28 protein-coding genes are annotated in these 26,427 nt (G+C 45.1%); 7 read left to right on the forward strand and 21 right to left on the reverse strand.

From position 1 onward, the window contains the following. Positions 1 to 20: 20 nt before the first annotated feature. From trpA to LRY47_RS03065, 13 genes are all read right to left on the reverse strand, one after another. On the reverse strand, positions 21 to 719 hold the full coding sequence (trpA, locus tag LRY47_RS03005) for a tryptophan synthase subunit alpha (RefSeq protein ID WP_295222450.1): 699 nt from the start codon (positions 717 to 719) through the stop codon (positions 21 to 23). Beyond that, complete coding sequence (trpB, locus tag LRY47_RS03010; RefSeq protein ID WP_295222452.1) at positions 716 to 1,882, reverse strand: tryptophan synthase subunit beta; 1,167 nt, start codon at positions 1,880 to 1,882, stop codon at positions 716 to 718. The genes trpA and trpB overlap by 4 nt, the downstream gene beginning before the upstream one ends. After that, the gene (locus tag LRY47_RS03015; RefSeq protein WP_295222455.1) at positions 1,875 to 2,405 is read right to left on the reverse strand and encodes a hypothetical protein; all 531 of its coding nucleotides are present in this window, start codon (positions 2,403 to 2,405) and stop codon (positions 1,875 to 1,877) included. The genes trpB and LRY47_RS03015 overlap by 8 nt, the downstream gene beginning before the upstream one ends. Next, positions 2,402 to 3,157 (reverse strand): indole-3-glycerol phosphate synthase TrpC, encoded by a 756-nt coding sequence (locus LRY47_RS03020; protein ID WP_295222456.1) that lies wholly within the window; start codon positions 3,155 to 3,157, stop codon positions 2,402 to 2,404. Before LRY47_RS03020 ends, LRY47_RS03015 begins: the two co-directional genes overlap by 4 nt. A 1-nt stretch (position 3,158) precedes the next feature. After that, positions 3,159 to 4,148, reverse strand: a complete 990-nt coding sequence (trpD, locus tag LRY47_RS03025; RefSeq protein ID WP_295222457.1) for an anthranilate phosphoribosyltransferase — start codon at positions 4,146 to 4,148, stop codon at positions 3,159 to 3,161. Further along, entirely contained in the window at positions 4,145 to 4,705 is a 561-nt protein-coding gene (locus LRY47_RS03030) for an aminodeoxychorismate/anthranilate synthase component II (RefSeq protein WP_295222458.1), read from the reverse strand. Before LRY47_RS03030 ends, trpD begins: the two co-directional genes overlap by 4 nt. Further along, complete coding sequence (locus tag LRY47_RS03035; protein WP_295222459.1) at positions 4,689 to 6,170, reverse strand: anthranilate synthase component I family protein; 1,482 nt, start codon at positions 6,168 to 6,170, stop codon at positions 4,689 to 4,691. The genes LRY47_RS03030 and LRY47_RS03035 overlap by 17 nt, the downstream gene beginning before the upstream one ends. A 345-nt stretch (positions 6,171 to 6,515) precedes the next feature. Then, entirely contained in the window at positions 6,516 to 7,277 is a 762-nt protein-coding gene (locus LRY47_RS03040; RefSeq protein WP_295222461.1) for a radical SAM protein, read from the reverse strand. Further along, positions 7,274 to 7,831 (reverse strand): HD domain-containing protein, encoded by a 558-nt coding sequence (locus tag LRY47_RS03045; RefSeq protein ID WP_295222464.1) that lies wholly within the window; start codon positions 7,829 to 7,831, stop codon positions 7,274 to 7,276. Before LRY47_RS03045 ends, LRY47_RS03040 begins: the two co-directional genes overlap by 4 nt. A 232-nt stretch (positions 7,832 to 8,063) precedes the next feature. Further along, positions 8,064 to 9,134 (reverse strand): HD domain-containing phosphohydrolase, encoded by a 1,071-nt coding sequence (locus tag LRY47_RS03050; RefSeq protein WP_295222466.1) that lies wholly within the window; start codon positions 9,132 to 9,134, stop codon positions 8,064 to 8,066. Then, a complete protein-coding gene (locus LRY47_RS03055) occupies positions 9,100 to 9,477 on the reverse strand; it encodes an Hpt domain-containing protein (protein ID WP_295222467.1) in 378 nt (125 codons plus the stop codon). Before LRY47_RS03055 ends, LRY47_RS03050 begins: the two co-directional genes overlap by 35 nt. Positions 9,478 to 9,488: 11 nt before the next feature. Next, positions 9,489 to 12,296: a PAS domain S-box protein gene (locus LRY47_RS03060; protein WP_295222469.1), complete on the reverse strand. Its 2,808-nt coding sequence runs from the start codon at positions 12,294 to 12,296 to the stop codon at positions 9,489 to 9,491. 5 nt (positions 12,297 to 12,301) lie between these two features. Beyond that, positions 12,302 to 13,081, reverse strand: a complete 780-nt coding sequence (locus tag LRY47_RS03065; RefSeq protein ID WP_295222470.1) for a substrate-binding domain-containing protein — start codon at positions 13,079 to 13,081, stop codon at positions 12,302 to 12,304. A 157-nt stretch (positions 13,082 to 13,238) separates the two neighbouring features. Between LRY47_RS03065 and LRY47_RS03070 the strand changes: the two genes are divergently transcribed. The 6 genes from LRY47_RS03070 to wrbA all read left to right on the forward strand — a co-directional run bounded on the left by LRY47_RS03070 (position 13,239) and on the right by wrbA (position 18,072). After that, positions 13,239 to 14,351, forward strand: a complete 1,113-nt coding sequence (locus tag LRY47_RS03070) for a nitrous oxide reductase accessory protein NosL (RefSeq protein ID WP_295222472.1) — start codon at positions 13,239 to 13,241, stop codon at positions 14,349 to 14,351. A 20-nt stretch (positions 14,352 to 14,371) separates the two neighbouring features. After that, entirely contained in the window at positions 14,372 to 14,593 is a 222-nt protein-coding gene (locus tag LRY47_RS03075) for a hypothetical protein (RefSeq protein WP_295222473.1), read from the forward strand. A gap of 86 nt (positions 14,594 to 14,679) precedes the next feature. Further along, positions 14,680 to 15,762 (forward strand): FtsX-like permease family protein, encoded by a 1,083-nt coding sequence (locus tag LRY47_RS03080; protein WP_295222475.1) that lies wholly within the window; start codon positions 14,680 to 14,682, stop codon positions 15,760 to 15,762. Then, the gene (locus LRY47_RS03085; protein WP_295222477.1) at positions 15,759 to 16,400 is read left to right on the forward strand and encodes an ABC transporter ATP-binding protein; all 642 of its coding nucleotides are present in this window, start codon (positions 15,759 to 15,761) and stop codon (positions 16,398 to 16,400) included. Before LRY47_RS03080 ends, LRY47_RS03085 begins: the two co-directional genes overlap by 4 nt. Beyond that, complete coding sequence (locus tag LRY47_RS03090; RefSeq protein ID WP_295222478.1) at positions 16,397 to 17,344, forward strand: hypothetical protein; 948 nt, start codon at positions 16,397 to 16,399, stop codon at positions 17,342 to 17,344. The genes LRY47_RS03085 and LRY47_RS03090 overlap by 4 nt, the downstream gene beginning before the upstream one ends. A gap of 74 nt (positions 17,345 to 17,418) precedes the next feature. Further along, a complete protein-coding gene (gene wrbA, locus LRY47_RS03095) occupies positions 17,419 to 18,072 on the forward strand; it encodes an NAD(P)H:quinone oxidoreductase (protein ID WP_295222480.1) in 654 nt (217 codons plus the stop codon). On the opposite strand, the gene LRY47_RS03100 is transcribed toward wrbA, so the two are convergent. Together LRY47_RS03100 and LRY47_RS03105 are read right to left on the reverse strand one after the other, a co-directional pair. Further along, positions 18,064 to 18,597, reverse strand: a complete 534-nt coding sequence (locus LRY47_RS03100) for a response regulator transcription factor (protein ID WP_295222482.1) — start codon at positions 18,595 to 18,597, stop codon at positions 18,064 to 18,066. The genes wrbA and LRY47_RS03100 overlap by 9 nt on opposite strands. Before the next feature lie 398 nt (positions 18,598 to 18,995). After that, positions 18,996 to 19,775, reverse strand: coding sequence for an inositol monophosphatase family protein (locus LRY47_RS03105; RefSeq protein ID WP_295222484.1), 780 nt, complete (start codon positions 19,773 to 19,775; stop codon positions 18,996 to 18,998). A gap of 65 nt (positions 19,776 to 19,840) precedes the next feature. On the opposite strand from LRY47_RS03105, the gene zapE reads away from it, so the two are divergent. Then, the gene (gene zapE, locus LRY47_RS03110) at positions 19,841 to 20,908 is read left to right on the forward strand and encodes a cell division protein ZapE (protein WP_295222485.1); all 1,068 of its coding nucleotides are present in this window, start codon (positions 19,841 to 19,843) and stop codon (positions 20,906 to 20,908) included. Here the strand turns inward: zapE and LRY47_RS03115 are convergent. The 6 genes from LRY47_RS03115 to pfkA form a co-directional block, all read right to left on the reverse strand. Next, on the reverse strand, positions 20,905 to 21,495 hold the full coding sequence (locus LRY47_RS03115) for a helix-turn-helix domain-containing protein (RefSeq protein ID WP_295222487.1): 591 nt from the start codon (positions 21,493 to 21,495) through the stop codon (positions 20,905 to 20,907). The genes zapE and LRY47_RS03115 overlap by 4 nt on opposite strands. 62 nt (positions 21,496 to 21,557) lie before the next feature. Beyond that, complete coding sequence (locus tag LRY47_RS03120) at positions 21,558 to 23,834, reverse strand: Smr/MutS family protein (RefSeq protein WP_295222489.1); 2,277 nt, start codon at positions 23,832 to 23,834, stop codon at positions 21,558 to 21,560. After that, positions 23,834 to 24,529, reverse strand: a complete 696-nt coding sequence (locus tag LRY47_RS03125) for a CvpA family protein (protein WP_295222490.1) — start codon at positions 24,527 to 24,529, stop codon at positions 23,834 to 23,836. The genes LRY47_RS03120 and LRY47_RS03125 overlap by 1 nt, the downstream gene beginning before the upstream one ends. Further along, positions 24,516 to 24,968, reverse strand: a complete 453-nt coding sequence (locus LRY47_RS03130) for a GatB/YqeY domain-containing protein (protein WP_295222492.1) — start codon at positions 24,966 to 24,968, stop codon at positions 24,516 to 24,518. The genes LRY47_RS03125 and LRY47_RS03130 overlap by 14 nt, the downstream gene beginning before the upstream one ends. After that, entirely contained in the window at positions 24,968 to 25,465 is a 498-nt protein-coding gene (locus LRY47_RS03135) for a cob(I)yrinic acid a,c-diamide adenosyltransferase (RefSeq protein WP_295222494.1), read from the reverse strand. The genes LRY47_RS03130 and LRY47_RS03135 overlap by 1 nt, the downstream gene beginning before the upstream one ends. Next, a complete protein-coding gene (gene pfkA / locus LRY47_RS03140; protein ID WP_295222496.1) occupies positions 25,465 to 26,427 on the reverse strand; it encodes a 6-phosphofructokinase in 963 nt (320 codons plus the stop codon). The genes LRY47_RS03135 and pfkA overlap by 1 nt, the downstream gene beginning before the upstream one ends.

The raw sequence follows: 26,427 nt of genomic DNA on the forward strand, positions 1-26,427 counted from the left end.
AACAAATATGATTATGCTGTTTAACGAAACTGCTCTATGTATTTGCAGAACTCACTGAAATCTTTCTGTCGCTTCACAACTTCAGTACCGATAACAAATCCTCCGGTGGCATTGAGCGCACGCTCGGCATCCTCTTTGGTGCGGATTCCGAAGCCTGTGACAACGGGTTTGCTTGTCAGTTTTTTCGCAATGTCGGCTTTGTTGTTAACAGCACCCTTTTTATCGGAACCTGTAACGCCCATAATGCTGATGTAATATACAAAAGGAGCTTTCGTATCTTTCACTGCTTCTATATCTTCATCTCTGGAAACAGGTGTTACAAAAGGGATTATCGGGATAGAAAGCCCTTTATCGGTCATCCAGCTATGCATACGGGTCGGCAGGTCGGGGATGATAACGCCGCTTAAAATATCGCCGAAATCGTCTGAAAACTTCTTCTCGCCGTAGCCGTGGATTATGTTTGCGTATGTCATGACGGTGGCTTTGATTGACGGGGATTTCTGCTTCATCTCGCGAACGTCGCTCATGATGGCTTCAATGTCCACGCCGTTCATCACAGCCTCGTGTATGGCAGATGCGATAACGGGACCGTCCGCAACCGGTTCGCTGAAAGGAATACCGACCTCTATGAACTCAAAACCAGCCGCCGCAACGGCATTCAGGCATTTTTTGAACTGCTCCCTATCAGGGTAGCCGCCTACGATATAAAAACCTCTCATATAAGCCCCCTTTCAAGAATAGCCGCCATGTCCTTGTCGCCTCTTCCAGAAAGATTCACAAGAACTTTTTTGCCTTTGAACTGTTCTTTATTTTCGATTACATACGCAAGCGCATGGCTTGATTCCAGCGCAGGTATTATGCCCTCTTTGCGGGTAAGCATTTTGAAAGCGTTAAGCGCTTCATCGTCGCGCACATAGCCGTATTTCACCCTTCCGCTGTCGTTCAGCGCCGCGTGTGCAGGTCCTATACCGGGATAGTCAAGTCCAGCGGAGATGGAGTGAACATCAGCCACCTGAAACTGGGGTGTCTGCACCAGATAGGAAAAAGCGCCGTGGAGTATTCCTGGCTTGCCCATGCCTATTGTTCTGGCATGTTCGCCGTCTTTGTCGGACACACCGCCCGCCTCTACGCCGAATATCTCAATTTTCTGGTTGTCCAGAAATCCCTGAAAAATACCTATGGCGTTACTTCCGCCTCCGACACAGGCAACCACGCAGTCGGGGTCAAATCCAAGTTCTTTACATTGAGCGTTCGCCTCTATACCTATGACGGACTGAAAATATGCAACCATTTCAGGGAAAGGATAAGGACCTACGATACTGCCGATAATGTAATGTGTGGTTTCAACGCTTGCCACCCATTCACGCAATGCGGCGTTTGTCGCATCTTTCAGAGTGCGCTGCCCATCCTGAACACGAACCACTTCCGCGCCGAGAAGCTCCATCCGCTTAACGTTCGGTTCCTGTCTGCGCGCGTCCACCTCACCCATAAAAACAGTACATTCCATACCGAACAGAGCCGCCGCAGTTGCCGAGGCAACACCGTGCTGACCTGCTCCTGTTTCTGCTATAACCCTGTTCTTGCCCATATATTTCGTAACAAGAGCCTGACCAAGCGTATTGTTCACCTTGTGCGCACCTGTGTGCATCAGGTCTTCACGTTTAAGATAAAGCTCACATCCGAGTTCTCTTGAAAGGTTTTCAGCTTTATAAACGGGAGTAGGTCTTCCCGCATACGAACGAAGGAGCGTATCCAACTCTGCTTTGAACTTATCGTCTTTTTTAAGTTTGTTGTACCAGAACTCCAGCTCGTCCAGAGCAGGAATCAGGGTCTCAGGTACGAACTGTCCGCCGTACTCCCCAAAAAACATCTTTTTATCCATTGTATGCCTCATTAGCATTTTTTATAAACTCTGCTATCTTACTGATATCTTTAACGCCGTCAGTCTCAACCCCGCTGGACACGTCCACGCCGAACGGTCTGTAACGGCGTATCACGTCACCGACGTTCTTCGGTGTAAGCCCTCCGGCAAGAATGAGCCTGTGGCGGAACCCTGAAATCCATTCGGGATACTCGCAGGTTTCGCCCCTGCCGCTGCTCTTGTCGAACAGGAAATAACGGAACGTACCGGTGGGTATCTCATGTCCGCTGAGAATATGATTCACAGCAACATTCGCATCATGCGCCTGAATGAAATCCGTTTCATAACTTTCGCACTCTGCCAGAGTAAACCCGACAGCACAGGTCTGCACCCTGCCCTGCACAACCGCCGCGATGGAATTTGCCGCTTCGGGCGTAATGTATCTTTTGCTTTTTTCGTGCGCAACAAAACCTATCATGTCAGCGCCAAGCTCAATACATTTTTCCGCTGTGGCAAGGTCTTTGATACCGCATATTTTTATCACGCTTTAAGTCCCGCAGCCATATCGGAAAATACTGCCTGCGGATCGGGCGATGACATAAGCCCGGAACCCACAAGAAAGGCATCCGCTCCAGCCGCACGCATTTTGCGGATATCATCCACGCACTTCATGCCGCTTTCAGCCACTTTGAAGTGTTTTTTATCAAGACGGGAGATTATACCCGCCGCCTTGTCCATATCTATCTCAAGCGTCTTCAGATTGCGCGCGTTCACGCCGACAATGTCGGGGTTTGCGCCTGAAACGATGTCGTATTCCTCTTCCTCGTGTATCTCCGTCAGGACAGCCAGCCCCTTTGATTTTGCATAAAGATAGAGCCTCTCGTAATCCTCTTTTGAAAGTGCTGACGCCATCAGAAGAACAGCGTCCGCACCGAAAACGTATGCGGCGTATATCTGCTTCTCGTCAATGATGAAATCCTTGCAGAGAACAGGCAGATCAATGCTGTTTGCAACGTCCCGCAGATACTCAAAACTGCCCTTAAAAAACTCTTTATCTGTCAGCACGCTCACCGCGCCTGCACCCATCAATTCATAGCGTTTTGCGGTCTCAACAGGGTCTGCATCGACGTTTATATCACCAAGCGTAGGCGACGCTTTTTTGACTTCACAGATAAATGGTTTCACCGTAAGGCTCGCCCTGAAATCCAGGAATTTCTTTTTGCGCGGAAAGAACGGAACAGTAAAGTGCTTCATCTCGTTTCGTTTATTTTCCAGTATCTTTTCAAGCACTGACATCTTATATGCTCCTCAGACTTGCAAGCTTTTCAAGCACGACACCTGACTTTATTGTCTCAAGTGCCAGTCTGTAGCCATCGCGAATGCTCTCCGTCTTTCCGAAGACAGTGAGTGCCAGACCCGCGTTCAGAGCTATCAGTTTTGAAAAATCGCCGCCGTCTGCGGATATCGCCTTATTAAAGAAGAAACCTGCATCCTCATTGGTTTTCACGACAGGCATCTGGAAAGGTGTGAAAAATTCAGCAGGATTGATGTAATGCTTGATTATCCTGCCGCCGGAAACCTCATGAACCTCTGTGGGGGCGAAAGAGGATATCTCGTCGTATCCGTCCAGAGACGAATACACAGCCACCCTGTCACGCCCCAGCATCAGAAGGCTTTCGGCAAGGATCGCCAGCTTGTCGCGCATAGCCATGCCCACTATCTGCCCGCCGACATTGGCGGGGTTTGCAAGCGGTCCCAGAAAGTTGAATATCGTGGGAACGCGCAGTTTTTTGCGTACGGCGCCTGCATATTTAAGCGCAGGGTGGTACATAGGGGCAAAAAGGAATGCGAAATTATGTTTATTGAAATAGCTCTGCATCTCCGCTTTTTCGCTGTTAACGGGAACACCCGACATCTCAAATATATCCGCAGAGCCAACAACTCCGCTCACTGCGCGGTTTCCGTGTTTTACCACAGGATAGCCCATGGCAGCCAGCAGAACCGCTACCGCAGAGGAAACATTCATGGTCGATTTACCGCTTCCGCCTGTTCCGCATGTGTCGTAAACCTGCATATCTGTATCAAAAACTATCTTTTTTTCGTTCATGGCGCGGGCGGCTCCGGCTATCTCGTCCACCGTTTCGCCGCGCAGACGCATGGAGATGAGTATTCCGGCTATCTCCGCCTCTTCAAGTTTGCCGTCCATCATATCAATGAACGCGCTGTATGTTTCTTCAAAGGAAAGGCTTACGCCCATACAGGATTTTTTTACAAGTTCCGCACTCATTTTGACACCCCGCATATATTCATAAAGTTTTTAGCCATAACGTCACCATAGGCGCTTAGAACTGATTCGGGGTGAAACTGCACCCCGTAAAGTTTGTTCCCTTCGTCCTCCATGCCCATGCACTCGCCGTCGGAAACGGCTGTCGCAGTCATAACGCTTTCAGGAGCCGCTACAGCCAGCGAGTGATAGCGAACGGCTGTAAATCCGTCGGGAATACCTGCAAACAGTCTTGACTCTCCGGTCTTTTTCATAATGTCTGTTTTGCCGTGCATGATAGTCTTCGCACTTCGTATTTCATATCCCATGTGGTACCCCATAGCCTGCATCCCCAGACAAACACCCATCATGGGTATCTTACCAGTGTACATCTCAAGGTATTTCAATGTAGTGCCTGAGTTCGCAGGGTTTGAAGGTCCGGGGGAAAGGATGATACCCTTATAGCCGTCCGCCGCTTTAAACTCTGTGTTTTTTATAACGTCGACCTCTGCGCCTGCCAGTCTGAAAAGCGCGTACAGGTTGTATGTGAACGAATCGTAGTTATCAACCAACAGAAACATCTCTTCCCTCCGCTGCCGCTATTGTTTTGTATGCGGCGAATAGTGCGCCAAGTTTGTTCTCGACCTCTTTGAACTCTGTTTCAGGAACGGAATCGTAAACTATTCCGCCGCCTGCGCGAAGCACTGTCTCTTTCGGAGTGACAAACGCACTGCGTATGGTTATGCATGTGTCCATGTTGCCGCTGTATCCGAAATAGCCCACGCATCCGGCATAGAAACCGCGCTCGGATTTTTCATACTGCTCGATAAGCTCCATCGCTCTCACTTTCGGAGCGCCTGAAACTGTTCCTGCAGGAAAGCATCTCATGAAAAGTTCGAGAGGGTTGGCGGAATCTTCAAGCTGTCCCTCAACCTCGCTTACAATGTGAATGACGTGGCTGTACACTTCCGGAATAAATTCCTGAACAACTTTAACGCTTTCAGGTTTACAGCAGGTATAAAGATCATTGCGGGCAAGATCCAGAAGCATAAGGTGTTCCGAACACTCTTTTTTGTCAGCAAGGAGTGCTTTCTTTGCCGCTTCCACGTCTTCCATTATGGGGCTTGTGCCTGCGATGGGTTTCAGAGTAGCTTTTCTGCCAGCCACCTTAAGGTGTATCTCAGGAGATGAACCAAGTAAAACCTCTTTACCAAATTTCAGAAAAAACATATATGGAGAAGGATTAATGTTACGGAGAGCCCTGTAAAGACTAAGTGGATTTAAACGCCCCTGAATGCGGTATGCATTACTGAAAACAATCTGTATGGCTTCGCCATCCTTTATCTCTTTTTTCACCTGCTCAACACAGCGCATATACTCATCTTTTTCCATGTCCTTAACTATTTCGCAGTTGAGGTCTGAATCGAAGTTGTCAAAGTTAAAACGGTTCAGGTCGCCGCTCATCTTCTGTGTGCGTTTCATAGCCTTGTCGTATGCCTCTTCGCCGCCTTCGGTTTTAACGCTGACAGCAGCATAGAGTTTTGAGAGGTGGTTGTCGAACACAAAGAACTCGTCAACTTCCATGAAACCGAGCAGTTTGTTATCTTTTGAGCATTTAACGGGCTTTTTCAGGATATTCATGTAGTTTATGGATTCGTAAGCGAAGAATCCCGCAAAACCGCCTGCAAAATCACCGAATTTGCCGTCATTAAAGCCTTTTTCAGCATAAAACTGCTGTGCCATGTAATCCATGGGGTTCATTGAAAACGTTTTCTTTTTTCCGCCTGATTTTTCCGTGACAGTGTCGTTTTGAAATGTGATAACTCTTTTGGGGTTGTTTCCGAAAAATGAGAAACGGGAGAATGTCTTGTCCAGATTCGCACTCTCCAGAAGGAACACGTTCTCTTCGTTGGTAAAGTTGCGCAGGAGCGAAATTGGTGTGAAGGTGTCACCCATGATCTCCCGATATACAGTGACTCTGCCGTAATCCTTTGCCAGTTTCATAAATGTTTCCCTGTCTGGGTAAACGGGCTGTCTGAGGTTCATTTTATCTCCTTATGTGTTACTTACAAATTAATGAGACTGCCGCGTCAGCCTTCGGCTTCCTCGCAGAGACGTCTTCGCGAGGAGCGTCAGCGACGCGGCGATCTATTTTTTTTATAATCTTGTCATTATCCTTGTTGTTTAAATTCAAAAAAAAAAGGCCGTGGTCTTTTCAGAACACGGCCCTGTAAGGCAACAAAAAAGCCGTGCGGTTTTCACCGCACGGCTGTTATACACAATCTCATGGCGAAAACCTTCTTATATAACAGAAGAACGCCACCACCAATTTTTAACGTTTGTTTTAGCTACAAAAATATTCATGAACGTATAATGCATAATCTTTATCCCTTAGTCAAGATATTTTTTAAGCCAAAGTGTTCCGCATCCGCCTTTTTCCTGCCTGCGGAATGAGTTGGCACGACGAACATTCAGCCCTTTTTCCCGAAGAAAATTAAAAATCTCTTCGCGGCGTTCGTTGCTTACAGGACTGAAAGGGCTGTTCTGCACTTTATTCAAAGTGAGCAGATGCACTGATGATTCAGGAAATCTTTGTGCGTTTTCCGCAAAAAGCCCGATTTCTTCATCGCTGTCGTTTATCCCCTCTACAGGCAGATAATTCAGACCAATCTTTTTCTTAGACCTGACGGACATGTGTTTCCACGCTTCCGATATTGCTGCATAAATCTCGCTCAAAGCGGGAGCCTTCGGCACAAGTTTTTTGTGCGCTTCTTCCGAGCCTCCGTGCAGAGATATCATCACACCGTTATGAGGAAGGGACAGAAGCTTGGCCAGAAGCTCAGGATGACTTGCCGTTGTAGTCACCGATACCGGCAGAGGCGACATGCGGATAAACCGCTCTACTTCTTCATAGTTATCCAGCGGTTCGCCTATTCCTGAAACGGTAATACGTTTCGCTTTCGGTTCCGTCTGCGCCTGTTCAAGCATCTCCTCAGCCGTAAGCCCGCGAACAAGTCCTTTCCTGCCAGATGCGCAGAAAGGACACGCCATCCGGCAGCCTGCCTGAGAAGAGATGCAGAGCGTACCATATGGGTACATGACAGTCTCCACCGTCAGCCCGTCTTGAAGGGTGACAGCGGTGAGCCTGTTCATACGCCCAGCTTGTCCGAGATTTCGGACAGAGCCGAAATAACAAAGGCAATATGTTCGTCCTGATCAACACCCATCTCCGCTATTCCAAGGGAGATGTCATCGCGGTTGACCGCGCGGGCGAAAGCCTTGTCTTTCAGTTTTTTCTTAACGCTCTTAACTTCCACGTTAGCAATGGATTTGTCCGGTCTTACATACGCGCAGGCAAGCAGAAAACCGCAGAGTTCGTCCACTGCAAAAAGTGTCTTCGCCATGGGGGTCACTCTGGCTACGCCCGTGAACGTACCGTGTCCCATTATGGCTTCAAGTATATCTTCCGGGTATCCCATTCCGCGGAGAATCTCCACACCTTTATACGGGTGTTCCTCCAGAGTGGGGTATTTTTCATAATCGAAATCGTGAAGAAGACCTGTAACTCCCCAGCGCTCGGCATCCTCGCCAAATTTGTCGGCATATTTGCGCATAGCCTGTTCAACGCTCAGGGCATGTTTGATGAGTGAATCAGATTTAGTATATTCTGTCAGAATGCTGTATGCATCATCCCTGTTGACCTGCATAGGTGCCTCCGTTCTGTTTTTCTGACATAATAATAGATTGGTTTGTGTTTGGGTAGATGCCATTTAAACTTATTTTTAATTTAACGACATCTTTGAATCGGTTTTTAGATTAAAAACGGTACGGGGTCTGCCTTCCCCGCACCGCCTAATCTTATTTGACGTATATTGCAAAAGGAGTATTTAAAATTACGATAGGAGCTATTGGAATTATGTCAAGACCTTTTTTATCCGATTATTTATCAGCATCATCATAACTGTGCATAATGTCCAGAAATACCTCTTTCAGCTTATCGAAAGCGTCCACAAGCTGCGGATCGAACATTATTCCGCCGTTTTCCTGAATAAACCGTCTGGCGTCGTCATATTCCCATTTCTGTTTATAGGGTCTCTTTGAAAGCAGTGCATCAAAGACGTCGCTGACAGCGACTATGCGCCCGCATATCGGTATATTGTCACCTGAAAGCCTGTTCGGATATCCCCTTCCGTCCCATCGTTCATGATGTGAGAGTGCTATATCTGCGCCGAATTTAAGATATTTCCCCTCTGAATCGGCAAGTATTTTATATCCTATCGTTGTGTGTTCTTTCATCACAGAAAATTCCTGCTCGTCCAGTTTTCCGGGTTTAAGGAGTATGCTGTCCGGTATCCCCAGTTTTCCTATATCGTGCAGGGGCGCAGAAAAAAAGAGCGCGTCTGTGAACTCGCTGTCCATGCCAATATGCTCGGAAAGAGCTTTGCTGTAATGTGCAACACGTTTGATATGGTTTCCGGTTTCCGTGTCCTTATATTCGCTGGCACGACCTATGATGGTCAGTGTTTCAAACTCGCGCATCCTTATTTTAAGAGTTGCCGTTTCAACTTCCCGCTGCAAAAGAGCGGCACGGTCTTTCAGCAGGAGCTGGTTTTTTCTGAGCGAAAGAAGATTCTTGACACGAACCTGAAACTCGTACAGCTTGAGAGGTTTATAAAGGAAATCCGACGCTCCCGCATTAAGAGCGGAAAGCTTGATACTGTCATCGTCGTCCACCGCAGTTATCATTACTATCGGTACATCGGGTTCAGTTTCGCGTACACGTTTGATAAGCGCGATACCGTCCATCTCCGGCATCATATAGTCCGTAAAAATAAGGTCAGGATGAGAAATTTTAATATAATCAAGCGCATGTGAAGGGTCTGTAAAACTTCTGATTTCAAGGTTCATGCTTTCCAGCATGGATTCTATAAGCATAAGGTTTAATTTATTGTCGTCTATGGAAACTATTTTGCCTTTAAGTCCCATGTTCTCTCCGCCGGATCGTCTCATTTTTTATGAAAATCAAAATATCGGTTATCTCTTTTATCAGCTCTTTTACGTAAACCGTATCATTCTTTTTAACAAATTCGTCGGCATTTTTCAATTTTTCGGATAAAAAACTCAGCCGCATGTTTCCTGCTGCACTTCGGACAGAATGCAGCAAGTCTCTGGAATTCCGGACGTTTCCGGCAGCAAGTTCCTCCACAGCTTTTTTAAGGTCAGCTTCGGAATCCTCGCAAAATTCTCTCAGAAGCGACGCAAGCACATCAGGAGCAAGTCCTATCTGAGCCTGAAGTTCCCCGAACGAAAATCCTGCAAAACCACCGACCGGTTCAGGGTTCTCTTCCTGCATTTTTTCAAACTCTATAACAAAAGAGAAACAGCTTCCGTGTCCCTCTTCACTCGAAACCTGTATCTCCGACCCGAATTTTTCAGAATATTTTTCGCTATGCTAAGTCCCAGACCTGCTCCGCCGAATCTGCGGGTTGAGGTGCCATCCCCCTGTTCAAAGGAATCGAATATCACCGGGAGTTTTTCAGGCGATATGCCTACACCGTTATCCTTCACCTCGAACTCAACACTGACAGTGCTGTTCGTCTCCGCTTTCTTACGGATATTCAATTCAATCTGTCCGTCTGCCTGCGTAAATTTCACGGCATTTGAAAGAAGGTTAGAGACAGCCTGTCCCACACGGAAGGAATCGCCTTTCAGTTTTTTAGGTATATTTGCATCAACACAGCTTAAAAAAGCGATATTTTTATTTTCAGCTGATTTCCTATGTACTCTGTTAACGGTGTCCGCCAGTACGTCAATATTCACCGTCTGGCTGTCAATGGATGATCCATCACTGTCTATATCAGCCAGCTCCATTATCCCGTTAAAGATGTCAAGCAGTGTCTCGGCACTCGAGCGGACAGTGGAAAGATAATTTTTCTGTTTGTCATCCAGTTCCGTGGTTTTAAGTACGTCGCTGAAACCGATGATACTGTTCAGCGGAGTGCGTATCTCGTGGCTTATATTTGCAATGAAACGTGATTTAGCAATATTTGCATCCTCTGCGCGTTTTCTCGCCTGCAAAAGTTCAGTGATGTCCTCTTTTATAGCCACAAAACTTATTATCTCACCCGTAACATTTTTAATAGGCGCAATTACGGCGGATTCTATATATTTTTCACCGTTCTTCTTTTTATTCGTAAAGATTCCCTGCCATATTTTGCCCGACGTTATGGTCTGCCAGAGTTCCGTAAAAAGCTGCGGATTGGAATCGTCCCATTTAAGGATACTCGGTTTTTTACCTAAAACCTCCGTCTCACTGTAGCCTGTTACTTTTTCAAACATGGGGTTGGCGTACTCCACAACTCCGTCTCTGTCGGTTATAAGGATACTTACCGGACTTTGCTCCATCACCAGCGCAAGTTTACCGATCTCGCTCTCCGCCGCTTTTCTGGCGGTTATATCCCTTATATTAAGGATTATTCCGTTTATGACCGGATTATCACACATATCTATGGCAACGATCTCAGACGTTATAGTCTCTCCTCCGCGCTTTATAAGCTTAAACTCGCCCGAAAGAGGCTCTGTCCCGCCGGAAATGACCTTTTGTATCCATGCGGAAAATTCCTGCCTGTCCGTCAGAAAGACTATATCCTCAAAAAATTTACCCTTTATATGTTCACTGCTGAACCCTATTACAATATCCATTGACGGACTGGCGTATTTTATTCTGCCGTTGCCGTCCATAACTATGATTATGTCCGTTATGTTTTCGATAAGCTGTCTGAAACGACGTTCGCTGTCTTCAAGCATGGTTTCGGCACTATGCCGAAGCTTGGATTCCTCGCTGGCTATACGGGAGTAATCAGCCACCTGCTCTTCAAGAGAACTCTGCTGCAGAATAAGAAATCTTTCGGTTTTTTTCCAATCGGAAATATCTACTGACATCTCGATCATCTGCACAACATTTCCGTTATGGTCAAAAATCGGATATGCTCGTATCTCATAATATCTGTCTGTTCCGTCTGGTTGTTTATGCAGATGCTCCACGACAAATGATGCGCGTTTCTCTTTCACCATTTGGAGAGGGCATGGATGCTCTGTCCCGCTGCACGGCAGGAGCATCTGATGCGTCACAGCATGGCAGGTCATGTTTATGATGTTCCCGCCGTCCGAAGCGAACCTGTTTGCATAAACTATCTCATAAGTATCAGCATCTATGACATAAAATGCGCAATCCATAGCATCCAGTATTTTGCTTAAATATTCATATTTATCCTTATAACTGCTCTCGCTGGCAATAATGTCGTCCAGTCTGCTGAAAAGTTCGGTGGTTCTTGATTTAAGCCTCGTGTCAAAATTAAGGAACAGGTCGTCATATTCCTTTTTCGCCTTAGATGCCTCAGAAAGCACGTTCCATATGATATACGCAAGCCAGACGCCGAAAAAGAAAAGAAGCAAACCGAAAATCACTGAAATATAAAAGTTGATGGCATCAAACTTTTTCCCTTGTGAAACAATATAGTCACTAAGCAGTTTTATTTCTGAAAGCGAGCTGATATAAGCATCGTTTGATATCATTTGAAAACTGGTAAAGAAATTGTCAACCTCTTTGGTTCTGACCCTTATCTCCTGATCGGAAGAGAGCGCAAGCATGAAATCAGATGTTTTGTCTGCCGACACACGGTTTATAAGGTGACTGCGGTAGCTTCTCACTATAAGCCTCAGCTCTTCAAGCTTCGCACGCATATCTATTATCTGCATGTTGTAAGGTTTATTATCTGTCTTTTTATAGCTGTAGTCGAAAGTATATTTATCAAATTCAGACGAACTTACAGGCAGTTTTTCCACAAGCAGTCCGCCGTTGTCCAGAATACGCAGTTCATCGCTGAGGTTGTTTATATCATCAAAAATCCGCGATTCGTATTTACTCATATCGCTGAATTTTTCTGATTCAATGTAAAGGTGCAGATAATTGCTTACTTCGCTGATCCGTATTCTGATGAATCTGTATATATCCGCTTTGTTTTTATAATTATCCATGCAGGATTTCAGATACATCATTCTGGAACGCTCATAGCGGTGTACGGCAAAAAGAGCTGAAAAACCCGTCAGCAAAAATAAAAGAAAAACCGCAAAGAGCAGAAAATAACGTTTAGGTTTGTAGAGATTTATCATGACGTTTATTTCTCAATACCGTATTTTAAAAACACTTGTCTGCCCTTCTCTGATGCAGCAAATTCTAAAAAGTTTTTTGCACAATCCTGTTCCTGTGAAAAAGTTATAAGCCCCGCTTTAACTTTTACTTCTCTGAAATAAGGTGAATCTATCTCTACTGTCTGGGTTCCTTCGGACTGAGGATTATATTTTAGTGATATCCAGTCAACCGCTATATCGGCATTATTATCAGCAACCGCCTTGAGGAGCTGTTTTGAATCGGATGCCAGACTGGTAACGTTTTCAAAAACGTTTTTCAGTACGCCCGCTTTTTGTAGAGCACGATGGGTTTCTTCTCCTGCACCGCTGGTCAGAGCGGAGCCTATGATTCCACGAATTCTGTCGTTAGTCAGCCAGTCGAGCTTTCCGTCAATTTTGAGAGGATTGCCGTAGGCGACGAAATATGCCAGCCTGTCGCTGCCAAGCTCGTAAGTTTCTGAAACCATCCCCTGTGTCTTAAGAATGTCCACATAGTCGCCAACGGTTGCGAATATAACATCGCCTTTTTTATTCACCTGAATGGCTCTCATCTGGTGCGCACTGCCTCCGGTAAGAATATCAACAGCACATTCGCCGTTTTTCTCATATTCAGAGGCAAGTTCTATGACAGGATTTGAAAGAGCAGCGGAAGAATAAACAAGAATGTATCGTTTGTTATTTCCGGAAGAGAATGGAGGTTTTTCGGGATTACACCCACAGGCAGACAGAAAAACAGCAAAAATAACAATAAGCCGAATAAATTTCATTCTGTCCCCGTTTATAATTATTTATAAAGTTTACACTAAAATGAAACCTTAAGAAAGTTTATTTGAAATATGGAGTATAAACATTAACTATATATTTAGCTTGCACATATCATTAAACAGCGGTACCCTTTCAAAGAATACCATTTAAGGGTGATTTATGAGAAATACACTTATAGTTATTGCACTGATGCTCAGCTTTTTTGCTTTCGCAGGCGACATGGCAGACGAATTTGAACGGAACGCCACAGGTACCCCTGAACTGCTCCAAAAAGGCGCACAGAAGCATTGGTGCCCTGTTTGCGGAATGAACCTCCCTATGTATTACAAAACTAATTTCGCTGTTAAGCTCAAAAACGGCGAGGCGAAACAATACTGCTCAATCCGTTGTTTTGCCGACGACTACGGCAATATTTCAGAGAACATCAAAGAAATTCTTGTGATAGACGCAGCAAAAGAAAAGTTTACCAATGCTAAAAAAGCACATTATGTAATGGGCAGTCAGGCACCGGGAACAATGACAGCAGTCAGCAAATACGGCTTCGCATCTCTTGCTGACGCTCAGGCGTTCCAGAAAAAATACGGCGGCGAAATAGTTAACTATGACACCGTACTCAAGGCAACTCTCGATTCCATGCAGACAGATAAAAACATGTCCGCTGAAAAGAAAGCGAAAATGGTCTACCCGATGGGTGAAAAGATATATAAATCAGTCTGTAAGCCTGTTGACCCTTCCGCATTTGAACAGATCAACGCTATGAAGGCGTACATCAAAGACAACGCGGTCTGCGGAGAACTGAAAGAGGGACAATTGCAGGCTGTATCCCTTTATCTCTGGGAAGTTCAGAGAAAATCCGCGGAAGGTTATTCAACTATCTCCGTTCCGGAAGGAGCAAAATGTCCGGTCTGCGGTATGTTCGTTGCGAAATATCCGAAATGGGCGGCACAGATAACCTATAAAGATGCGAAAGGTGTCCAAAACTCTGTTTATTTCGATGGCGTAAAAGACCTTATGAAGTTTTACCAGAAACCTGAAAAATGGGGAAAATACAAACACATCAACATTACACAGGTATTTGTCAGCGACTATTACAGCCTTAAAGCCATCGACGGCAAGACGGCATTCTATGTTATCGGTTCTGACCTTTACGGTCCCATGGGCAGCGAACTGATTCCTTTTGAATCTGAGCAGAACGCAAAAACGTTCATGACTGATCATAATGGAAAATCAATTGTCCGGTTTTCAGAGATAAAATCCTCAATGCTGAAATGACGACAAGAAGCGTTAAATTTTTGATATTTATCTTTATATTTACAGCGGTAACGGCGGCGCAGTTATTTTACTTCGCCGCTTTCCGCATTCCTTCCGCAGAAGACAAGATCGCACGCTACGGTTTCGCTCGTTTAACAGGTATTTCTGAACCCGCCATATACTGCGAGTATACGAGAAAAACAGCGCCTGAAAATCTTTTCGGGTTTGATACTGATCTCAGATCGGCAGTGTACGGCAGATGAAAGCGGGACTTTTAGAATTCGCACTCTGCTCTATGGCAGGCAGACGATCAAAATTTATATTTGTCTATATCATACTATCATTGCTGATGATCCTGTGTTTTTCAGTATTTTTCGTCACAGCTTCATTGCGTGCCGAAAGTTCATACACAGCGGATGCCCTGCCGGACATCTCGGTTACCATGAATAAAGGCGGACGGAACGAACTGATAAGCACATCGAGGATTGAAGACATAATCCTTCTTCCCGGGGTAAAATACGCAGAACCGGCATATTTCGGGCTTTACAGATTCGACTACCTGAAAGCAAATCTGACCGTTGTAGGCATAGATCCTTTTGCGGAACAGTATTCGGAAGCTTTTGAAAATGCAGTCGAACAGAATAAAAATATCCTTTCACATGACCGATGGATGATAACCGGACAAAAACTCGCAGAAACAATAGATGCCATTTACAATAAGAAGGCGTTCAGTTTCAGTCAGCCCGACGGTAACTATATCGAACTGCCTATCGTCGGCACCTTCGCCCCCCAGTCTCAGATGATGTCCGCATCCGCAGTGCTGACCGATGTCCAGTCAGCAAAAGAAATACTCGGGATACCCGACGGCAAAGCCGTGCAGATATCCGTTTATACAGGCAATCCGGAAGAAACGGACACTATCGCCCAAAAAATTGCCGCTATGTTTCCTGATACAAAGGTTGAAACAAAAGAGATAAAGCAAACAGCAGTTTCAAACCTGTTCGACTTCAGCTCGGGTATCTTTATGCTTGTGTTTGCGGTAAGTCTTTTCACGTTTTTCATTATAGTCTTTGACAGAGCATCGGGGCTTAACATGGAGGAACGCAAAGAGATAGCAGTACTGAAAGCTGTTGGCTACACTCCTTCAGACATTATCACAGTGCGCTTTTATGAAACTCTTATTACAGCTGTATCAGCGTTCATCACTGCCCTGCCCGTAGCAATGTTCTATGTATACGGACTTCAGGCACCGTTTCTTAAATCAATCTTCATAGGCTTTTCATACATCCGTCCGGAGTTCATCCTTCCGTTCGTTTTTCCTGCAAAAGAGATAGCACTCACTTTCATGGTTACAGTCCCTGTATATGCGGCGTCGATTATCATACCCGCATGGAAAGCGTCAATAACGGATGCGCAGGAGAGCCTGAGATGATAAAATTCACAGCCGTAACAAAAAAATATAAAGACATAACCCCTCTGGATAATTTCAGCATGGAAATATCCGCAGGGGAAACGGTGATTCTCAGCGGACGAAGCGGAAGCGGAAAGACAACTGTTCTTTCGCTCACGGCGGCGCTGACAAGACCGACATCAGGCAGCATAGAGGTTAACGGAAGGCAGACTGCCAAACTTCCGGAAGAATTTGCGGCACTTTTCCGCAGGGAATCAGTCGGGATGATATTCCAGAATTATAACCTGCTGCCGAATCTGTCCGCCATAGATAACATCACAATACCTCTTCTGCCTACAAAAATAACTATGAAACAACAGAATGAACGAGCCTGCGTTCTCATGGAAAAACTCGGCATAGCGGACAAAGCGAAAACCGCCGTAAACAGGCTGTCCGGCGGCGAACAACAGAGGGTCGCCATAGCCAGAGCGCTGATTAACAACCCGCCTGTAATACTTGCGGATGAACCTACATCCAGTCTGGATGCAAAGCTGACCGACACTCTGCTTGAAATATTCGCCGCTATGAAGGCTGAGGGCAAAACTCTGCTGATTGCCACCCACGACAGGGCTGTGGCAGAAAGCGGTATCGCAGACAGAATAATAGGAATAGAGAAATGAGCTTTCTGATACCGGATATCTTTGTTCAGCTCGTTCTTTATTCTGTAATGATATTTTTCCTTTGCATCAGTCTATTTGTAGGCATCAGAGTCATTCTGCACTGGGATATTTCAGACACCTCGGAAACTCAGTACGTTTTGGAAAAACACACCTATCTGGTTTCCGTACTTATGAAATACATATTCGCCGTAAATATTCCTGCGTTTATTATCTTCATATATGCCAACGATAAGCTTTCGGCATATCTCACCGGTGCAATGTGCGCAGCAGGAGTTTTGAACGCCACAATCTATGGAAAATATCTGATGGGCTTGAAAATTATCAATCTGTACCTGTCGGCGGCATGGCTTACGGTCAACAGCTTTGATCTGAAAAATGAAGCCCTGCCCTTCACATACACTAAATTCAGCATAATCCCGCTGTTCTTTGCAACTTTTATAGCGGAAGCCGTCCTTTTTGTCCTGCATTTCGCTTCAATTGACCCCACTGTTCCGGTTAGCTGCTGTAACGTCATCTTTGCCGACAACACTTCCATATTCAGAACTTTCATATCAGACAACGCTATATATCTGTTTGCCGGTTCATTCGCGCTGACTGTTTTAAACTATAGCCGCCCTGTTATTTACGGCGCGGCAAATATTCTATTAGCAGTATCAGGAATCGCTGTGCTGATTTACAAGGTCTCGCCATATGTTTATGAACTGCCGACCCACCAATGCCCCTTCTGCATATTGCAAAGCGGATACGGATACGTCGGTTATGCATTTTATATAACACTCTTCACAGGTACTGCACTTGGAATTTCAGCGGGATTCCAAAAACTGATAAGTGGAATTGCTCCTAAAAAAATGTTCTTCTACAGCATGCTGTTCAATATCGCATATCTTCTTTTATGCGCATGGTTTCCGTTAAGCTATTTTTTCAGAAACAAAACCTGGCTTTAACCACCGACCTCTATTGACACTTCCAACAGCCGGCACAATCTTAACTATATAATTAATTTCAAACGAGGGAACACATGAAAAATGTAGTGTATGTAGTATTCCACAGTTTTTACGGACACATCTGGCAGATGGCAAAAGCGGTGGCAGAGGGAGCAGCAGCTGTTGACAACACAGAAGTGAAACTTTTCAGAGTTTCTGAAACGGTGGATGAAGAATCACTGAAAAAAGCAGGCGCATACGAAGCCCAAAAGGCATTTGCAGACGTTCCTATTATCGAACCGGCACAGCTTGGCGATGCAGACGCAGTTATTTTCGGCACACCGACAAGGTTCGGCAACATGAGCAGCCAGATGCGCTCTTTTCTTGACAGAACCGGCGGTTTGTGGGCAAAAGGCGGACTCATCGGAAAGGTAGGCAGCGTTTTCACGTCCACAGGCACACAGCACGGCGGACAGGAGACAACGATAACCAGCTTCCACACTACCCTTCTTCACCACGGTATGGTCATTGTGGGGGTTCCTTTCAGCCACAGCGGGCTTTCAATTGTGTCTGAGGTATCAGGTGGAACACCTTACGGAGCTTCAACGATAGCAGGAGGAGACGGAAGCAGAATGCCTTCGGCTAATGAGCTTGCTGTTGCCAGATTTCAGGGTGAGCATGTTGCAAAGATATCCGCTAAGCTTAAAATAACAAAAAAAAGGCGGGTTTTCCGCCTTTTTTTATATTAAGCCCGTGTTATAGGCAAACTGAACAAGTGATGCTGAATTTGCGATATTCAGCTTCTGGAGCATTTTATTACGATGTGTGTCAACAGTGTTCTTGCTTATGCAAAGCTGTTCGGCTATCTCTTTACTCGTTTTTCCAAGAGCGATAAGCCTCAAAACTTCACACTCCCTGTTGGTAAGAATCCCGCTGTAATTGTCGGGTATCAAACCGTTAAGACCTGCCAGAATTTTATCAATACCGCGTTTGATCAAATCTGACTCATCTTCAGCATAAACAAAATGACATATCCCTAAAATGGAATTGTAGTAATTGATATGCTTGTTTTCCCGAGTTGTATGTAGAATAATTCTTTCTGATGAATAGGTTGTAACCAATGAGTCAAGAAGATCATTTCCATAATTTCTGGAATAAATATCTGCAATCACGAAATCCGGTTTTTTGGTTTTCAGGCTTTCATGAAGTTCATGCGGATCCGCAACAGTATACACCTCTTTGACAGACCTCATTTCCTGAAGCATTTTTGCCATCGATTCGCGTATCAGCGTTCCTCGACTGTATATGAGAACACAAGCCATTATTACTGCACCTTATAATTAAACACAGCGAAACTTTACTTCTATTAAACCTAATTGTAAATACTGTGATTTATGTATTTTACTGATTACAATAGCCTTTCAAGAAAACTATGATAAAAATAGAAATATCACAAATTCACAAAAAAGAAATTATTAGATATTTCTTAATTATTTACATGCCAACTTTTTAAACTTAAAGATATTGTAACACAGCATATTCAATGCGAAGTTTGTTAAGCTAACATAAAACCATTTTAACACATACACGCAACGTAACGCAAAGATTAATTCTTAATAAAAAATTCTTATCTTTTGTGCATTAATAACACAAACTATTCAGCTTAAAAAAATTAAAATCTTCCTTCATTCCTGATAATAGCGAGAAGCTCCGCATAAGTACCGACAGGTGCGCATAAAATAAAACGTTCATAAAGATCCATAACGCCTGAGCTGTCCATACCGCTCACCTTACATCCTGCTTCAGACGCTACAACAGCACCTCCGGCAATATCCCATGGGCTAAGGTTAAACTCATAATACCCGTCGAAAACGCCTTTTGCAGTATAACAAAGATCCAAAGCGGCAGAACCTGCCCGCCTGATCCCCTGAGTGTTTTTTAAAACCCGCTCTAAAATATCCAATATAATACTTTCTTTTCCTTCTGCAATACTATATGGAAAACCTGTCGCCACGAGACAGTCAATTGCCCTATCTTTTACAGAGGCACTGATCCTTTTACCGTTAAGAAATGCTCCGCAGCCTTTTTCAGCGGTGAACATTTCGTTTAATATAGGATTATATACGACACCGTACAAACCATCATTTTCGTTATATACGCCAACAGATATGCAGCAGAACGGAAAACCGTGTACAAAATTGGTTGTGCCGTCTATGGGGTCAATATATACCGCCTTTTTTCTCTGCGCCCGCTCCTTATGTGTCTCTTCCGCAACGAAATCGTATTCTCCCGACATGAACGACAGCTCGTTCAGAAGGATATTTTCCACTTCGACATCATACTGTGTAACAAGGTCTATTTTACCCTTAAGCGCAACCTGTTTCGTGCTGTTGAACCCCTGCAACAGATGTTCACCCGCTTTTAAAACAGCTTTTTCAATCTTTGAAAGCATTTGATTTTCTCTCAATTATTTTATATATTCATTCTGCTTATCGCAGCCATCGGGAGAAATTATACATGACTAATACTGAAAAGTACATAGACTTGAATTCCATAAGCTTCGACATATCTGTGAAACAGTGTTTTGAAAACCTCCGACCCCACCCTAAATTCTCGTCATGTACTTTTGAAAATTACATCCCGGATGAAAACTATCCGTCGCAGTCGCAGATAAAATCTCTGCTCTGCAATACGCTGGACAACATGAAAAATTACTCCCCTGCAAAAAAGGTGCAGGGAAAATCTCTGTTCGGATTTCTCAAGAACAAAAAACCTTCAAACAGCACGGAAAAACCGAATAACATATACATAGACGGAAGCTACGGCATAGGCAAAACGCATCTTTTAAGCTCATGCTACAATATCTGCGAGCGAGGAACAAAAGCATTTTTGAGCTTCGGTGAAATGAATTATTACTTTCACTATCTGGGTGTTGAAAAGTGTATTGAACACTTTTCAGGTCTGAGTCTCCTGCTTATTGACGAATTTGAGCTGGATGACCCCGCCATGACTCATATAATGGCAAAATTCTTCCGCGAAATAAATGAAAACACTCTGATCATAACAACTTCAAACACTCTTCCAAACGAACTTGGCAAACTGCGCTTTCAAACGGATAATTTTGCTAAACAGCTTGGGGAGATAGCAGAGAGCTTTGAAACAATCATTGTTGAAGGCGAAGATTACCGAAAACGTAATAAAACATGGATGAAAAACGTTTCAGAGGACAGTTTCCTTGATGCTTTTGCCATGTATACTCCGGAAACAAAGGCAAAATCAAAAATAAGCTTTGAGAATCTGATAAAACTTTTGGAATCTACCCACCCTTTCCGCTATTTCGTTATTCCGGAAAAAGTAGAGGCTGTATTCATCGACGGTCTGACACCTTTTTCCAATCTGAACAACGCACTCAGATTCAACCAGCTTATAGACCATTGCTACTATTACAATACAAAGCTGTTCATACGCAGTGCGCACCAGCTTTCCGACATTTTTCCGCCGGAACTGATAGAATCAAGCTTTCAGAAAAAATTGCTGAGATGTCTTTCAAGACTGGATGAACTGGCAGTATTCTTTAAAAGTTAAGCGTTCTTAATAGCGTCAGTCAATTGTTCAATTTTCAGATGAGCGTTCAGTACAAGCGCTGTTCTGCTGTCCAGAGTAACAGCGGCGTGCGGAATTTTTGAATTGAAAGCGATTGAGTCGCCTTCTTTCAGTTCAAGGTCTTCGTTGCCGACTTTCATTCTGATGCCGCCCTGAACAACGTACATGTATTCATAGCCTTCATGGCTGAACATTTTCTCGTCCATCTTCTCAGGTTTAATGGTAACCAGAAGCCAGTCCATATAGTCAAATGACTTTATTTTGGCGAGTTCCTCGTACATATAGCCGTGCTTAACACCTTCCCTGTAAATGAATTTCTTCTCGTCGTTGCGAACAACGAAGAAGTCGCTCTGATTAATCTCTTCTTCAAAGAAGTATGTCATTTTAACATTCAGCACTTTAGCTATTTTTCCGAGAGTGTTGATAGGAGGCATAACGATATTGTTTTCTATCTGAGAGATAAGAGCCTTTGAAAAACCGGTGAAATTAGCTACATCCTGAAGGGTTAAACCTCTCTCATTACGAATTTTTCTGACTCTTTCACCGATTTTGATCTCAATATCTTCCATTTTTCCCCCGATCTGACACTTAAGTTAAGTATTACTGAATAATGTTTGATTGTCAATGGCAATTAAAGATCGACGACGGTTACAGCCTGACCGCCCTCTTCGTTTGATGCGGTTTTGTATGCTCTGACCCTCGGGTCGCTGCGAAGGAACTCCTGAATACCGCTTCTTAGCTGTCCTGTGCCTCTTCCGTGAACGACATAAAGCCTGTTCAGACCGCCAAGAACGGATTCGTCAAGAGTTTTATCAAGTATATCAAGAGCTTCCTCAACACGTTTACCTACGAGAAGAAGCTCATGTTTCGCGGACGGAGAAACGCTCTTGGAAACAAGAACATCCTTTACCCTGTCTTTGTTATCCATCTTTTTACCGATAAGTTCTTTCAGTTTGATGGATATTTTCAACCCGCCGATGTCCATACGCGCTGAATCGCCCTCGAGTGATAAAACCTTTCCGGACTTGTCATATTTCTCAAGCCAGACGACATCGCCGACTTTAACACCTTCAACTGGTTTTATCTCTTTTTTGACTTTTCCGAGCTTGGTTTCAGCTTTTTTGATGTCTTCTTCGACAGTTTCTTTCACTTTATGCGGCTTTTCAGCATATTTTTTCGCTCTATGGTAAAGCCTCAGCGCCTCTTCGAGCAGTTCGGATTCTTTTTTTGCAAGCTTTTCATTGAGTTCCTGCTCGCGAAGGTCGATGAATTCCTCTTTTTCTTTAAGCTGAGCCTGCAAAAGCTCAAGGTCTTTTGTTTTTCCTGCTATCTCCGCCTGCATACGGCTTATCTCTTCAACTGAGACCTCCGCATCGCTCTTGTGCTGTTCGATAATAGCTGTTGCCGTTTCTATAACGTCAACAGGAAACTTCAGACGCTTTGCTATGACAAGTGGGTCAGACTTGCCGGAAACGCCCTTCAAAAGCCTGTATCTCGGCGAAAAATCCGTATAGTCAAAGTCCACCGCATAGATAACGGAGTTATCTTCCGTCAGTGCGTGGGTCTTAAGCTCTGTGAAGTGGGTGGTAACAACCGCTTTTGCCTTTTTAGCCGCCAGTTTGCGACATACGGCGACGGCAAGTGCCGCGCCCTCTCTGGGTTCGGTTCCGGTTCCTGCCTCATCCAGAAGTACAAGGCTCTGGCTGTCGGCTGTTTTAAGAATATCTCTTATGTTGACCATATGCGCGGAAAAGGTTGAAAGATCCATCACAAGGGACTGATTGTCGCCTATATCTGCAAGTATATGGTTAAAATTTACGATTTCGGCGTATTTTCCGAACAGCGGCAATCCGCATTTGCCAAGAATATGGTTAAGACCGATGGATTTTAATGCCGCAGTCTTACCGCCTGTGTTGGGTCCGGTGATAACAGCGGTAACTTCATTGCCCTTCATCTCAAAATCCAGCGGAACGGATTCTTTCCCTTTTTCCAGAAAGATTATCGGGTGATGAACGTCCCTGAACACAACGGCATTGGAAAATTCAGGAAAAACAAAATCTTTATTTTTATAGAATTTAGCTGTTTCAAGGTGAAAAACTACCTCTGTGTATGCCGCAATGGTGGTCTGTATGCGCGGATATGCCTCGAATATACTGTCGGCTATCTCTTTAAGCAGTCTGACCGTCTCTTCGCGCTCCTGTGCCAGACACTCCTGTATCGCGTTGTTTAGCCCAACGGTTGATGAAGGCTCAACAAAGAACGTCTGTCCGCTCGCTGAGCGGTCGTGGACGATACCCTGTATATATTGCTTGAAATTGGTCTTGCAAGGGATAGTGAAACGCCCGCTTCGCTCAGTGATAACCTGTTCCTGAACGAATTTTGACGCCGCCCCCATGGCGAATACGCCGGCGAGTTCCCGCTGAACCTGTTTACGCAGAGATTTCAGCTCACTGCGAACCTCGGAAAGTCTGTGGGAAGCACTGTCTTTGACCTCGCCCATATCGTTCACTGTTTCGTCGATACGATCTGTAATCTCTGAAAGAGTGGATATTTCGCCCAGATAAAGTTTGAGATGTTCTGCTTTACGGTCTATCAGCCCTCTTTTGATATCCCTGACTCCGCGGAAAAATCCTGCGAATATCAGCAGTTCGTCAGGCTCCAGGAAAAGAAGCGGATCGTTCAGCTTAGGCATAACGGCGAGAAACTCGTCGTCTTTCGGTATGTATACGTCAGAGACCGCGACAACATGATCCAGAGCCTCGTTAAGCTCTGCTTTATACCGCTCTATCTTGTCAAGTGCGTAATAGGGTTTCAGGGCGTTCAGTCTGCTCTTTGCCAGAGCAGAACTGAACCCCTTTTCCATGTATTGTTTGAAAAGTCCGAATTCTAAAGTGTCTAAATGAATCATCAGTTTTTCTGAAAATCTTCCTCAAGAACCTTCGCCTCTTTTCTGGGCGCAGGTTTGGCGTTTTCACCTTTTTTGCCGGCATCATCTGTTTTTGCTTTTGCTGTTTCCTGAGCAGGTTCTTCCGCCTGCTCCACAGCCGCCTTCGACTTTGCATCCTCTATCGCCTGCTGAACTGATTCGGCAGACGGAATGTCAAAAGGGTTGTGTTTCTTTGCCTCCGGAATCCTGTTCATAAATTCATAGACGTTCGGAGCGAACGCCGCAAGTTTACGGGAGACAGAACCCTCTTTCATACTGGCGAGGATACTGCTGTCGGGTGACAGGGTTGTCATGAGGAAGCTTAAAAACACGCTGAGTATAGCCGCCGCCTTAAGCCCGCCGAAGATAGCTCCCACGCCCTGATTCATCCAGCCGAGTTTGACCTCTTTGAAAAGTCTGGACAGTATGGTGCCGATAAATATCATCACTCCGTATGCAACGAAGAATGCAGTTATGTAGCCCAGTGCCTGAGTTGTTCTCTCGGACATGCCGAAAACTTTCAGCTGCTGTGCAAACACAGGCGAATAAAGATATGCCGTCAGAAAGCCCGCTATGAGGGCTATCATGCCGAATATCTCCATCACGATACCCTTGATGTAGCCTTTGAAGGCTACGATACCGATTATTACAAGGACAATTACATCAATTATTCCCATCAAATGCATCCTTAACAAGCTGGTTGACTATTTTTCCGTCAGCCTTGCCCGCAGTTTTTGCCATAACGGTCTGCATAACCTTTCCGAAATTCTTTTTATCGGATGTGTCAACACCCTCGCATGCCGCCTTAACAACGGCTTTGATTTCGTCTTCGCTCATCTGTTCGGGCATATATCCGGCGAGGAATTTTGCCTCTGCAAGTTCTTTATCAGCAAGGTCTTCTCTTCCGGCAGCCTTATACTGGTCTGCGGCATCCCTGCGTTTTTTCATGGCAGAAGCGATAACCTTCTGAACTCCGGCATCGTCAAGCTCTGCTTTCGCGTCTATCTCAGTGTTCTTTATCTCCGCACGGAGCATACGCACAGTATCCAGAGCAAGCTGATTTTTCTCCTTCATGAACGTTTTCATATCTTCCGTGATTCTTTCTTTCAGTGACATCATTGATTCTCCTTACCAACCAGCCGCGCAAGGATATAAAGCCCGTCCGACAGCCTGTTGATATATTTTATAACAGCGGCATCTACATTAGCACATGCGGAAAGACTTATCAATCGTCTTTCAAAACGACGGCAAACCGTGCGGCATATGTCCGCCTTAGCCGCCCTTATATTTTCGGACGGAATGATAAAACCTTTAAGATTAAGCTGTTTTTCACCATTGCGTATGAACTCTTCAAGAAACTCAAGCTCACCGTCAGCTATCATGAACTTTTCGCCTGACGTGTCGGCGCAGTGGGAGTTTACGGTGAAAATGTTCTTTTGTATCCGCTCTATCATCTGCGCATAATTCGGCACGATGAATTTCAGCTCACCGAGATTACTGACAAGTTCGTCGCCTGTCCCGAGGGATTCGATGCGGATATCGTCCTTGTTCACCCGCTCGCCGCTGAAAAGCGATGTCTGGCCTTTGTCGCCGCCTTTCGTTGTAACGCTCATTACAGGCTGAGTTCCTCCGCTATCTTTATCATTGTTGCGTCCAGTTCGCGTTTTTTGGTCAGCACTTCCTCAAGTGGAGTGAAAACTATCTCCCGTCCGCCAAGACCTGCCATGACCCCTGTTCTGCCTTCGATAAGCCCTTTGACGGCAGCAGAACCGAGGCGCGTTGCCAGTGTTCTGTCGAAAACGGACGGTGCGCCGCCGCGCTGCAGGTGTCCGAGAACAGTTATCCGCGTGTCAAACCCGCCGATAAGCTGAAACGCCTTGCCGATGTCATATGCACTTCCGGCACCCTCTGCAACTATTACGATGCTTCTGGATTTACCTTCGATATATCTGACCTTTATCTTGTTGATAATATTTTCAATGTTGTATGCAACCTCTGGAATTACAACCGCCTCCGCGCCTGTTGCTATCGCAGACATCAGGGCGAGGTATCCGCAGTTTCTCCCCATTACCTCTATAAGAAATGTCCTGTCATGGGAGCTTGCAGTCTCATTTATCATGTCAACCGCACGGCAGATAGTGTTCAACGCGGTATCAACACCTATGGAGATGCTTGTTCCGTATATGTCATTGTCTATAGAACCGGGCAGACCTATGACTTTTACGCCGTATTTCTCGCTAAGAACACGCGCTCCTGTGAGCGACCCGTCGCCGCCTATTACCACAAGCCCTTCGATGCCGTGTATCTGGAGCTGCTGAACAGCCGCCTGCTGCCCTTCGGGAGTTTTGAACTCAAGACATCTTGCGCTTTTAAGAAACGTGCCGCCCCTTGAAATCATGTTTGCAACGTCTTTGCTTTCAAGCAGTTTTATCTTACCATCTATCAGTCCCTTGTACCCCTGTTCTATACCGAAAACCTCAATACCGTTTGCAATACCCGTTCGCACAACGCTTCTGATAGCGGCATTCATGCCCGGGCAGTCGCCCCCGCTGGTCATAACTCCTATTCTGTTCAT

It is taken from the genome of Seleniivibrio sp., assembly GCF_021209385.1.
GTDB lineage: Bacteria > Chrysiogenota > Deferribacteres > Deferribacterales > Geovibrionaceae > Seleniivibrio.

Bases quoted from the DNA above. Each gene is read 5' to 3' on its own strand.
- LRY47_RS03050 (WP_295222466.1), bottom strand. From the start codon at position 9,134: ATGAGACGATCCGGCGGAGAGAACATGGGACTTAAAGGCAAAATAGTT.
- wrbA (WP_295222480.1), top strand. From the start codon at position 17,419: ATGAAAAATGTAGTGTATGTAGTATTCCACAGTTTTTACGGACACATC.
- LRY47_RS03120 (WP_295222489.1), bottom strand. From the start codon at position 23,834: ATGATTCATTTAGACACTTTAGAATTCGGACTTTTCAAACAATACATG.
- LRY47_RS03060 (WP_295222469.1), bottom strand. From the start codon at position 12,296: ATGATAAATCTCTACAAACCTAAACGTTATTTTCTGCTCTTTGCGGTT.
- LRY47_RS03090 (WP_295222478.1), top strand. From the start codon at position 16,397: ATGAGCTTTCTGATACCGGATATCTTTGTTCAGCTCGTTCTTTATTCT.
- LRY47_RS03080 (WP_295222475.1), top strand. From the start codon at position 14,680: ATGATCCTGTGTTTTTCAGTATTTTTCGTCACAGCTTCATTGCGTGCC.
- LRY47_RS03085 (WP_295222477.1), top strand. From the start codon at position 15,759: ATGATAAAATTCACAGCCGTAACAAAAAAATATAAAGACATAACCCCT.
- LRY47_RS03115 (WP_295222487.1), bottom strand. From the start codon at position 21,495: ATGGAAGATATTGAGATCAAAATCGGTGAAAGAGTCAGAAAAATTCGT.
- trpD (WP_295222457.1), bottom strand. From the start codon at position 4,148: ATGAGTGCGGAACTTGTAAAAAAATCCTGTATGGGCGTAAGCCTTTCC.
- LRY47_RS03100 (WP_295222482.1), bottom strand. From the start codon at position 18,597: ATGGCAAAAATGCTTCAGGAAATGAGGTCTGTCAAAGAGGTGTATACT.
- LRY47_RS03135 (WP_295222494.1), bottom strand. From the start codon at position 25,465: ATGAGCGTTACAACGAAAGGCGGCGACAAAGGCCAGACATCGCTTTTC.
- LRY47_RS03030 (WP_295222458.1), bottom strand. From the start codon at position 4,705: ATGTTTCTGTTGGTTGATAACTACGATTCGTTCACATACAACCTGTAC.
- zapE (WP_295222485.1), top strand. From the start codon at position 19,841: ATGACTAATACTGAAAAGTACATAGACTTGAATTCCATAAGCTTCGAC.
- LRY47_RS03020 (WP_295222456.1), bottom strand. From the start codon at position 3,157: ATGTCAGTGCTTGAAAAGATACTGGAAAATAAACGAAACGAGATGAAG.
- LRY47_RS03065 (WP_295222470.1), bottom strand. From the start codon at position 13,081: ATGAAATTTATTCGGCTTATTGTTATTTTTGCTGTTTTTCTGTCTGCC.
- LRY47_RS03035 (WP_295222459.1), bottom strand. From the start codon at position 6,170: ATGAACCTCAGACAGCCCGTTTACCCAGACAGGGAAACATTTATGAAA.
- trpB (WP_295222452.1), bottom strand. From the start codon at position 1,882: ATGGATAAAAAGATGTTTTTTGGGGAGTACGGCGGACAGTTCGTACCT.
- LRY47_RS03055 (WP_295222467.1), bottom strand. From the start codon at position 9,477: ATGCAGGAAGAGAACCCTGAACCGGTCGGTGGTTTTGCAGGATTTTCG.
- LRY47_RS03070 (WP_295222472.1), top strand. From the start codon at position 13,239: ATGAGAAATACACTTATAGTTATTGCACTGATGCTCAGCTTTTTTGCT.
- LRY47_RS03105 (WP_295222484.1), bottom strand. From the start codon at position 19,775: ATGCTTTCAAAGATTGAAAAAGCTGTTTTAAAAGCGGGTGAACATCTG.
- LRY47_RS03130 (WP_295222492.1), bottom strand. From the start codon at position 24,968: ATGTCACTGAAAGAAAGAATCACGGAAGATATGAAAACGTTCATGAAG.
- LRY47_RS03125 (WP_295222490.1), bottom strand. From the start codon at position 24,529: ATGGGAATAATTGATGTAATTGTCCTTGTAATAATCGGTATCGTAGCC.
- pfkA (WP_295222496.1), bottom strand. From the start codon at position 26,427: ATGAACAGAATAGGAGTTATGACCAGCGGGGGCGACTGCCCGGGCATG.
- LRY47_RS03040 (WP_295222461.1), bottom strand. From the start codon at position 7,277: ATGAACAGGCTCACCGCTGTCACCCTTCAAGACGGGCTGACGGTGGAG.
- LRY47_RS03045 (WP_295222464.1), bottom strand. From the start codon at position 7,831: ATGCAGGTCAACAGGGATGATGCATACAGCATTCTGACAGAATATACT.
- trpA (WP_295222450.1), bottom strand. From the start codon at position 719: ATGAGAGGTTTTTATATCGTAGGCGGCTACCCTGATAGGGAGCAGTTC.